Source organism: Micromonospora sp. 4G55 (genome assembly GCF_016803375.1).
Genome location: NZ_JAEVHN010000248.1, coordinates 1 through 8401 on the forward strand (window position 1 = coordinate 1; position 8401 = coordinate 8401).

Below are 8401 nucleotides of genomic sequence, written 5' to 3' on the forward strand. Positions count from 1 at the left end.
GGGCGGGCTCCTCCGTCCAGACCAGCCCGTCGGCGATCCGCGGCAGCGTCCGCGCCGGGGCGGGCAGATTGGTGCCCAGAACGGTCACCGCCACGCCGGCCTGGTGCTGCCAGGTCAGCGAGGTGTGCCCGTGGTCCGGGTCGGCGTACAGCGCCGCCGTGCGGCCCTGCACGGACACGTCCGGGCCACGCCGCCAGCCGCGGTGCGTGGCGGGCCCGTCCACGACGGACCCCACCCGCACCGACAGCACCCGACTGCCGGCCATCGGGCCGGTCGCCGGGCCCTCCCAGGCGATCAGGGACCGTTCCCCCCGGTGGCTGGCGCACGTCCGGTGGGTCATCCCGTCGGGCAGCCAGTCCGTCCGGAAGAGCGGCCGTACCAGGTCGAGGTCGATCCTGCCGTGCATCGGTCGCTCCCCCGCGTCGTCAGCGCTGTCACCGTGGTGATGACCGTGGCGGCGTGAAGGGTTGCACATGGGTTTCAGCGGGGCGCTGCCCCCAGCGCGGCCGGCACCTGCGGGTGGCGGTCCGGACGACGTTGATCGACACAAGCCGAGGCGGGTCGCGGTGACCGGCGGCGGGGCTACCGCGACACGCCGCAACCGGCGTCGATCAAGGGCGGCGCACCCCCGGCGGCGAGCCGGTCAGGCGGGGCGCAGGTCCAGCTCGGCGACGACCGGGTAGTGGTCGGAGGCCCGGTCGGCGTCGCCGCCACGGACCACCCGCACCTCGCGGGTCAGCGCGGCGACCGGCGCGGTGCCGAGCAGGTAGTCCAGTCGCATACCGGCGAACTCCGCCCCGCCGTGCCGGGTCGGCACGGTGAAGCCGTCCGCCTCGGGCGCGCCGGCGGCGCGGGCCGGCCAGAGGTCGACCAGGCCGGCGTCGAGCAGCCGGGCGACGGCCCGGGTGTCCACCGTGCGGCCGTCGCGGCGCAGGTGCCGGCGGCGGTAGTGCATCGGCAGGCCCGCCAGCCGGTCGGTGTGCTCCGCCGTGGGCTCCAGCGTGTTCAGGTCGCCGCCGAGCAGCGCCAGCGGACCGCCGGTACGTCGCACGGCGCCGCCAGCCAGTCCGCCTCCATCCGTCGCCGGCCCCCGGAGTACGGGTTGAGGTGGGTGCTGAACACCGTCAACGGCCCGTGCCCGGTGTCCACCCGTACCCAGGCGGCGGCGTGGTGGAACGGCCGGCGCACCCGGCCGGCGGCCAGCACCCGCAGCGGCGGGCGGACCAGCACGGCCACCGGCTGCCCGAAGCAGGAGCGGGCCAGGTGTGGACGCATCCCCACCCGGCCCGCCACGTCGTCGAGCAGCCCACCCCGGTCGAAGCCCCGCAGCTCCTGCAGGGCCAGCACGTCGGGCCGCTGCGCGGTGATCACGCCGACCACGAGATCCCGCCGGTCGGGCCCGGTGCGGTCCCGGCCGCCGGTCCTGATGTTCCAGGTCATCACCCGCAGCATGGGCGGCGTTGTCACTGCGGCCGCGCGGCCTTCGCCAGCTCGTCGTCGAGCTCGCCGACCTGCTCCGACTCGATGGCCGGCCGGTTGCCCTCGTAGACGTCGGCGTTGGGGCGGACCACCCAGTAGAGCAGCCCGATCCAGAGCGCGCTGAGCAGGATCGCGCCCATGAAGTCCGTCGGATGGTGCATGCCCCGGTACATCCGGGAGACGGCCACCCCGACCGGCATGATCACGGCCAGCGCCACGAACAGCCAACGCCACCAGCGGTCGGTGCGGACGAACACGATGACGGCGATCGCGGTCCAGAGGCAGATCGTCGCGGCGATGTGCCCGGAGGGGAACGACGACGTCGGCATCTGCCCGTCCAGGTTCTCCACCGGCGGGCGCGGCCGCTCGACCGCGCGGGCGGCGGCGAGGAAGAGGGTCAGCTCGCCGAACATCGCCAGCGCCACGAAGAGCACCGGCCGCCACCGCCGCCAGACCGCCAGCACGAGCGGGCAGAACACCAGCGACACCAGCAGGATCGCGTGGGTGTCGCCGAACTTGCTCCACCACCAGCTCAGGTCGGTCAGCGTGTCGGTGTGCCGCTCGGCGAACCAGCGCGGCACCTCGGTGTCGAGGGTGGCGAAGAAGGTGCCCTTGGCGTGGTAGCTGACGAACATGCCGAAGCCGTAGAGCGCGCCGAACACGATCACCCAGCCGACCAGCAGCTCGGCGACGGCGGAGCGGGGGTGCTCCAGCACGTGCTCCTCCGCCGGGGCGGGGCTGATCGCGTCGCCCGCCTCCGGCTCCAGGCCCTCGCTCAGCGGGGGGACGGAGCGGCCACGCTCGCGCCGCCAGAGCCGGAACGCGTACGCGGTGACGCCGAGCCAGGCCGCGCCGAGCAGCCAGCCGGCGAGCACGTCGGAGACGAAGTGCACGCCCAGCGCGATCCGGGTCAGCCCGACCAGGGTCACCAGCACGGCGACGAGCCCGATCGCCGGCTTGCGCCAGCGCGGCGCCATGGCCGGCAGGAAGACCAGCAGCAGCGCCCCGTACGCGACGAACGACCCGAGCGCGTGCCCGCTGGGGAAGCTGTTGCCCGGGGCGCTGGCGACCGGCACGTCGACCACCGGACGCAGCCGGCCGACCAGGGTCTTCAGCGACGGGTCGAGGATCAGCCCGCCCACCCCGGTGATGATCAGGTAGACCGCCAGCCGGGACTGGCGGCGGATCAGCAGGCCGATCACGGCGATCGTGACCAGCCAGATCAGCACCGGCCGCCCGCCCAGGTCGGTGACCGCCTGGAGCACGGTGACCAGCGCGTGGTGCGGGGCCACCAGCCCGTTGAACCACTCGGCCACCTCGTGGTCGGCGCGGTAGAGCGGGCTCCACCGGAACCGGACGAGCATCAGCAGCAGGCCGAACCCGACCCCCGCGCCGGCGATGACCAACAGCCCGGCGAGGCTGCGCTCGGCGAAATGGCCGAGCGGCCGTCGCGATGACTCCTTGACCGCGGTCACCTGAGCACCTCCCTTGTCTTCTGGCGAGGCGCTGTACCCGATCGGGGCTCCGCGTACACCGGGGGTGTCGGAACGGGCGGCTACAGCGAGGTCATCTCGCCGGTGTCGTACAGCTCCTCGCGCTCGGCCTCGGGCTGCCACAGGTCCGGCTGGGCCGGCTCCTGCACCCCGATCCGCATCGCCTCCAACTGGGCGGCGAAGGCCAGCCCGCCGAAGAGCGCCACGCCGGTGAGGTTGGCCCAGAGCAGCAGGGCCATCATGCCGGTCAGCGCGCCGTAGGTCTGGCCGAACCCGTCGCTGAACGTGACGTACCCGGCGAGCAGCAGGCTGGCCAGCCACCAGAGCGCGGTGGCGATGCCGGCGCCGAAGAAGAGCCAGGACAGGCCGGGCTGGTTGCGGCGGGGCGAGTGCCGGAAGAGCACCGCCACGGCGAGCACGGTCAGCCCGAGGCTCAGCGGCCAGCGGATCACGTCCCAGGCGCCGTGGGCGAACTCGCCCCACTCGTAGTGCCGCTCCACGGAGTCGCCGATCGCCCCGCCGCCGACCAGGATCAGGAAGCCGGCCAGCGCCGGCACGCCGGCGGTCACCGCGAGCACGGCGGCCCGGACGTACTTGGCCAGGGCCGGGCGGTCCCGCTCCACGCCGTAGATCCGGTTGGCGCCGCGTTCGATCTGGGCCATCGTCGTGGTCAGCGCCACCAGACCGGTGAGCAGACCGAGGGTCAGCGCCAGCTCGCCGGCCCGCTCGGTGCGCTCGCCGTCGCCGAGCAGCTCGCGGACCACCGACTCGCTCTGCCCGGGCGTGAGGGCCAGCACGGTGTCGGCGACCACCTGGCCGCCCTCCTCCACGCCGAGTTCGCTGATCAGACCGGTCAACGCGATCATGAACGGCACCACGGCGAGGCAGAGCTGCAGGGCGAACGCCCGGGAGTGGCTGAAGCCGTCGCCGTAGCGGAACCGGATGAAGGCGTCGCGCAGCAGGCACCAGCCGCCCTGCCGGCGCAGGGTGCGCCAGGCGTCGTCGGCGGAGAGGTCGTCCTCCGCCATCAGCCGGGTCTCGGGGACGAGTTTGGTGCTACTCACGGCGCGCCTCCTCGATCAGCCGCTCGCCCCGCTCCGCCGCCGCCTCGGCGTCCTCCGACAGGTCGGGGTGGCGCTCGGGGCGCGGCACGCAGAGCCAGAGCGACTGCGGCTTGATCTCGGCCGTCAGCGAGCGGCCCGGCTCGATCAGGTCGCCGTCGAGTTCCCGGGGCTGGGCCCGGTTGCTGGTGATCTGCACCCGGCGGGCCCGGAAGACCTCCATCCGGGGCACGCTGCCGCGCCGGCGCACCAGCGCCCAGCCCAGGGCCAGCCAGTGGCGCAGCGTACGGGGGGTGAGCACGGCCACGTCGAGCCAGCCGTCGTCGGGCTCGGCGTCGGTGAGCAGGCGAACCCCGCCCTGGAGCCGGCCGACGTTGGCGACCAGCACGGAGCGGGCCCGGCGGCGCAGCGGCGGCCGGTCGTCGATGCGGATCGAGACCCGCATCGGCCGGTCCCGCAGGTGCTTCGCGGCGCCCATCACGTACGCGGGCCAGCCGATGCGCGCCTTCGTCGTCTCGGAGGTGTCCCGGAGCATCTGGGCGTCGAAGCCCATCCCGGCCATCACGGCGAAGTGCCGGTCCTCGACCGCGCCGACGTCCAGCCGGCGCATCCCGCGCTCCACGGCGACCTGCAGGCCGGCGGCCAGGTCGTTGGAGAGCCCCAGGTTGGCGGCGAGCAGGTTGCCGGTGCCCTGGGGCAGCACGGCCAGCGCGGCGTCGGTGCCGACCAGCCCGCTGACGCAGGCCATCACGGTGCCGTCGCCGCCGCAGGCGAAGACCACCTGGGCGCCGGCGGCGACGGCCGCCTCGGTCTGGCCCCGGCCCGGGTCCTCGACCGTGGTCTCGTACCAGGTCGGCTCCGGCCAGCCGGCGGCGGCGAGGGCGTCGTCCACCGTGCGGCGGAACTGGTCCAGATCGGTCACCTTCGAGGGATTGACCACCACCGCCGAGCGCGGCGGGGCGTCGTCGGCGGTCACCGGGCGCGTCTGCTCTCCACCATCCACGGCGCAAGTGTGCAGCAAGCGGGGCCGGTCAGCGAGCCGGCGCGGGGCGACGTTGCACTGGCCGCAATCAGGTTTGAAACGCCACACCGCCGGTTGGCCCGCTCCCCGCGCGCCCCGCCCTCGGCAATCTCGGTCACCCGCCGGGCACGGGTGGCCGCCCGCTTCGCCCGCACGATCCACCCCGGCGGAGCCGAGAGCCCGGGGGCACCGGGTACCGGTCAGGCCGCCGTCCGCAGCGCGGTCTCGACCCGCCGGCGCAGGTCGTCGAGGTTCAGCCCGGCCTCGGTGAGCACCACGGCGGTGAGGCCGCCGCCCTCGCGCAGCAGCCCGAGCAGGATGTGCTCGGTGCCGATGTGGTGGTGGCGCAGCCGGAGCGCCTCGCGCAGGGAGAGCTCCAGCACCTTCCTGGCCCGGGGGGAGAACCGCCCGTCGTCGTACCGCCGGAAGCCCCAGCGGCGGCGCGGCGCGGGCGCGGCCTCGCGCAGCGCGTCGGGGCCGAAGGACTCCTCGATCCGGGCGACGATGGCGGTGAGGTCGATGCCGATCTCGCGCAGCGCGCGGCGTCCGCCTCGCCGAGACCGCTGGCGCCGGCGCGGTGTGCCGGGCGATGGCGGCGCGCAGGTCCTCCGCGCGCACCCCCGCCTCGGTGAGCACCCGGCTGGCCAGCGCGTCGCCGTCGGCGAGGACGCCGAGCAGCAGGTGCTCGGTGCCGACCGGCCGCTGCCGCTCGGCCCGCGCCTCGTCGACCGCCCGGTGGACGACCGCACGGGCCCGGTCGGTGAACCGTTCGAACATCACGCCTCCCAGGTTCCTCGGACCGCCGGTCGCCCGGCGTGCTTCTTGTGGACCGCCTGCCGGCTGACCTCGAGCGCGTCGGCGATGTCCTGCCAGGACCAGCCCTGTCGACGGGCGTTGTCCACCTGGACGACCTCCAGCCGTTCGAGGAGCCGGCGCAGGGCGAGCACCGCCCGGAGCCCGACCTTGGGGTCGGTGCTGCCGGCGGCCGCCGCGAGTTCCGTTGCCTGACTCATGTCGTCAACTTACGTTGACAGCGCCACCCTGTCAACCCTCGTTGACAACACGGGTGTCCCACCCGGCGCGCGGACCGACCGCCCGACACGAGCGCCGACGCCGGTGACCAGGGCTTCGGCGGTGCTACGGTCCGCTGATGTTCCGCCGCGCCCCGTCCGACCGACCCGAGCCGCTGACCTGCCGTCTCGCCGCCGGGCGGCTCGCCCTTGAGGTCGCCGGCGGCAGCGTGGTCGGCCACCGCTATCCGGCCAACTTCGACGTGCTGCACGTCGATGCGACGCTGCCCTTCGTCGCCGTCGTCGACGGCATGGGCTCCGGCGAGGGTGCCCGGGTGGCCGGCACCACGACGATGACCACCCTGGTCGAGGCGGTCCGCAACGACTGGCCCGCCGTCGGGGCGCGCGAGCTGCGCGCGGCGGTCGCCGACGCCCGCTCCCTGGTCCGCGCCGCCGGCGCGCGGCTGACCGAGCTGACCGGCTGCACGCTGACGCCCTGCTGGTCGAGCCGGACGGCGAGCAGGCCTGGGTCGTCCAGCTCGGCGACTCGCGGGCGTACCGGCTGCGCGACGGCGTGCTGGAGCTGATGACGGTCGACCACACGGCCGCCTGGCTGGGGCTGCTGCACGGCTGGTACCGGGCTGGCTCCGCGGAGGCCTCCCGGGCCCGCTACCAGCTGCTGCGCTACGTCGGTCACCCCGACAACCCGGACGCGGACCTGCTCGCCGTGCCGCTGCGGGTCGGCGACACCTGGCTGCTCTGCACCGACGGGGTGAGCGACCAGGTCGACTACCACCGGATCCGTGAGGCCCTCGCGGGCGGCGACCCGAAGCGGGCGGTGCGGAGCCTGCTGACCAGCAGCCTGGCCGAGGGCGGGGAGGACAACGCCACCGCCGTGGTGCTCCGGGTCCGGCCCGGCGCCGAGGGTGACGGCGAACACCGTTGACGGTCTGACATTCTGTGCAAATATTGTCAGCATGTCGAACGACCGGTTGGAGGCGATCCTCGCCGCCGCGTACGAGTGCTTCACCCGGCACGGCGTGCGCCGCACGACGATGGACGACATCGCGGCCACCGCCGGCATGTCCCGCCCCGCCGTCTACCAGTACGTCCGCAACAAGGACGACGCCTACCGAAGACTGGCCGAACGGCTCTTCGCCGACTCCCTCGCCCAGGCCCGCCGGGCAGCCACCGCGCCCGACGCCGACCTGCGGCAGCGGTTGCACGACGTGCTCGCCGCCAAGCTCGAACTCACCCTCCGGCTGCACCGGGAGAGCCGGCACGCCGCCGAACTCCTCGACACCAGCACCCGACTCACCGGCGACCTCGCCGAGGCGTACACCCGGGAGCTGACCGACCTGGTCGCCGGCGCGCTCGCCGACGCCGCCGGGCCGCGCGCCCGCGCGGTCGCCGACGTGCTGGTCGCGCTCACCCGCGGCCTGGAGGCCGACCTCACCGACCCCGACCTGCCCCGGCGACGGCTGCGCGAGGGTGTCGCGCTCCTCGTCGCCGGCCTCGCCCACCCGGGAGCCCTCGCATGACCACCTCCGTCCTGATCACCGGCACCTCCTCCGGCATCGGCCGCGCCACTGTCCGCCAGCTCGCCCGCCGCCCGGAATTCACCGTCTACGCCACCGCCCGCAAGGTCGAGGCGATCGCCGACCTCGCCGACAGCGCGCCCGGCTGCTCCCCCTCGACGTCACCGACGAGGAGTCCATGCGGGCCGCCGTCACCGCCGTCGAGGCCGCGCACGGCCAGGTCGACGTGCTGGTCAACAACGCCGGCTACGGCGAGTACGGGCCGATCGAGGAGGCCCCGCTGGACCGGGTCCGGGCCCAGTTCGAGACCAACGTCTTCGGGCTCAGCCGGCTCACCCAGCTCGTGCTGCCCGGCATGCGCCGAGCCGGCCGGGGCCGGATCGTCAACGTCAGCTCGATGGGCGGCCGGCTGGTCTTCCCCGGCGGCGGCTACTACCACGCCAGCAAGTACGCGGTGGAGGCGATCTCCGACGCGCTGCGCCAGGAGGTGCGGCCGTTCGGCATCGACGTGGCGGTCGTCGAGCCCGGCCTGATCCGGACCGGGTTCGGGGCGGTGGCCGCGAAGTCGCTCGGCGCGGGCGACGGCCCGGCCGGGCCGTACCGGACGATGGTGGCCTCGGTGGACGCGGCGATGGCCAAGTCCTACGCCAACCCGATGCTGGCCGCGACGCCCGAGACGGTGGCCCGGGTGATCGAGCGGGCGGTCACCGCCCGCCACCCCCGCACCCGCTACCTGGTCACCGCCGCCGCCTGGGCGATGGTGCACACCCGCCGGCTGTTCGGCGCGCGGGTCTTCGAC

General features: G+C 74.7%; 12 protein-coding genes and 1 pseudogene. 4 read left to right on the top strand and 9 right to left on the bottom strand.

Going from position 1 to position 8401, the window contains the following annotated elements:
- The 9 genes and pseudogenes from JNW89_RS19900 to JNW89_RS19940 form a co-directional block, all read right to left on the bottom strand.
- The coding region (locus tag JNW89_RS19900) for a hypothetical protein (protein WP_238450039.1) at positions 1 to 406 on the bottom strand (406 nt) is incomplete at its 3' end.
- A gap of 237 nt (positions 407 to 643) precedes the next feature.
- A complete protein-coding gene (locus tag JNW89_RS19905) occupies positions 644 to 1051 on the bottom strand; it encodes an endonuclease/exonuclease/phosphatase family protein (RefSeq protein WP_238450040.1) in 408 nt (135 codons plus the stop codon).
- Positions 1006 to 1452 (bottom strand): endonuclease/exonuclease/phosphatase family protein, encoded by a 447-nt coding sequence (locus JNW89_RS19910; RefSeq protein ID WP_238450041.1) that lies wholly within the window; start codon positions 1450 to 1452, stop codon positions 1006 to 1008. The genes JNW89_RS19905 and JNW89_RS19910 overlap by 46 nt, the downstream gene beginning before the upstream one ends.
- 11 nt (positions 1453 to 1463) lie before the next feature.
- Entirely contained in the window at positions 1464 to 2954 is a 1491-nt protein-coding gene (locus JNW89_RS19915) for a phosphatase PAP2 family protein (RefSeq protein WP_238450042.1), read from the bottom strand.
- Positions 2955 to 3034: 80 nt separating this feature from the next.
- The gene (locus tag JNW89_RS19920) at positions 3035 to 4036 is read right to left on the bottom strand and encodes a YihY/virulence factor BrkB family protein (RefSeq protein WP_238450043.1); all 1002 of its coding nucleotides are present in this window, start codon (positions 4034 to 4036) and stop codon (positions 3035 to 3037) included.
- Positions 4029 to 5036 (bottom strand): diacylglycerol kinase family protein, encoded by a 1008-nt coding sequence (locus JNW89_RS19925; protein WP_238450047.1) that lies wholly within the window; start codon positions 5034 to 5036, stop codon positions 4029 to 4031. Before JNW89_RS19925 ends, JNW89_RS19920 begins: the two co-directional genes overlap by 8 nt.
- Before the next feature lie 218 nt (positions 5037 to 5254).
- A complete protein-coding gene (locus JNW89_RS38130; RefSeq protein WP_238450048.1) occupies positions 5255 to 5437 on the bottom strand; it encodes a Clp protease N-terminal domain-containing protein in 183 nt (60 codons plus the stop codon).
- Positions 5438 to 5693: 256 nt separating this feature from the next.
- Positions 5694 to 5831: pseudogene (locus tag JNW89_RS19935) on the bottom strand (Clp protease N-terminal domain-containing protein); the annotation flags it as partial.
- Positions 5831 to 6067 (bottom strand): helix-turn-helix domain-containing protein, encoded by a 237-nt coding sequence (locus tag JNW89_RS19940; RefSeq protein ID WP_088963234.1) that lies wholly within the window; start codon positions 6065 to 6067, stop codon positions 5831 to 5833. The gene JNW89_RS19940 and the pseudogene JNW89_RS19935, both read right to left, overlap by 1 nt.
- Before the next feature lie 137 nt (positions 6068 to 6204).
- Between JNW89_RS19940 and JNW89_RS19945 the strand changes: the two genes are divergently transcribed.
- From JNW89_RS19945 to JNW89_RS19960, 4 genes are all read left to right on the top strand, one after another.
- Positions 6205 to 6651 carry a hypothetical protein gene (locus tag JNW89_RS19945; RefSeq protein WP_238450044.1) on the top strand — a complete coding sequence of 149 codons (447 nt, stop codon included), beginning with the start codon at positions 6205 to 6207 and terminating at the stop codon, positions 6649 to 6651.
- Positions 6651 to 7010 (top strand): PP2C family serine/threonine-protein phosphatase, encoded by a 360-nt coding sequence (locus JNW89_RS19950; protein WP_306344883.1) that lies wholly within the window; start codon positions 6651 to 6653, stop codon positions 7008 to 7010. The genes JNW89_RS19945 and JNW89_RS19950 overlap by 1 nt, the downstream gene beginning before the upstream one ends.
- A 31-nt stretch (positions 7011 to 7041) precedes the next feature.
- Entirely contained in the window at positions 7042 to 7605 is a 564-nt protein-coding gene (locus JNW89_RS19955; protein ID WP_238450045.1) for a TetR/AcrR family transcriptional regulator, read from the top strand.
- Positions 7556 to 8401: SDR family NAD(P)-dependent oxidoreductase (locus tag JNW89_RS19960; RefSeq protein ID WP_309140004.1), on the top strand; the 846-nt coding region annotated here is incomplete at its 3' end. The genes JNW89_RS19955 and JNW89_RS19960, both read left to right, overlap by 50 nt.

What these genes read in the sequence shown, in the direction of transcription:
- JNW89_RS19910 (WP_238450041.1), bottom strand. Translation starts at nt 1,452, where the DNA reads ATGCTGCGGGTGATGACCTGGAACATCAGGACCGGCGGCCGGGACCGC.
- JNW89_RS19945 (WP_238450044.1), top strand. Translation starts at nt 6,205, where the DNA reads ATGTTCCGCCGCGCCCCGTCCGACCGACCCGAGCCGCTGACCTGCCGT.
- JNW89_RS19955 (WP_238450045.1), top strand. Translation starts at nt 7,042, where the DNA reads ATGTCGAACGACCGGTTGGAGGCGATCCTCGCCGCCGCGTACGAGTGC.
- JNW89_RS19950 (WP_306344883.1), top strand. Translation starts at nt 6,651, where the DNA reads ATGACGGTCGACCACACGGCCGCCTGGCTGGGGCTGCTGCACGGCTGG.
- JNW89_RS19940 (WP_088963234.1), bottom strand. Translation starts at nt 6,067, where the DNA reads ATGAGTCAGGCAACGGAACTCGCGGCGGCCGCCGGCAGCACCGACCCC.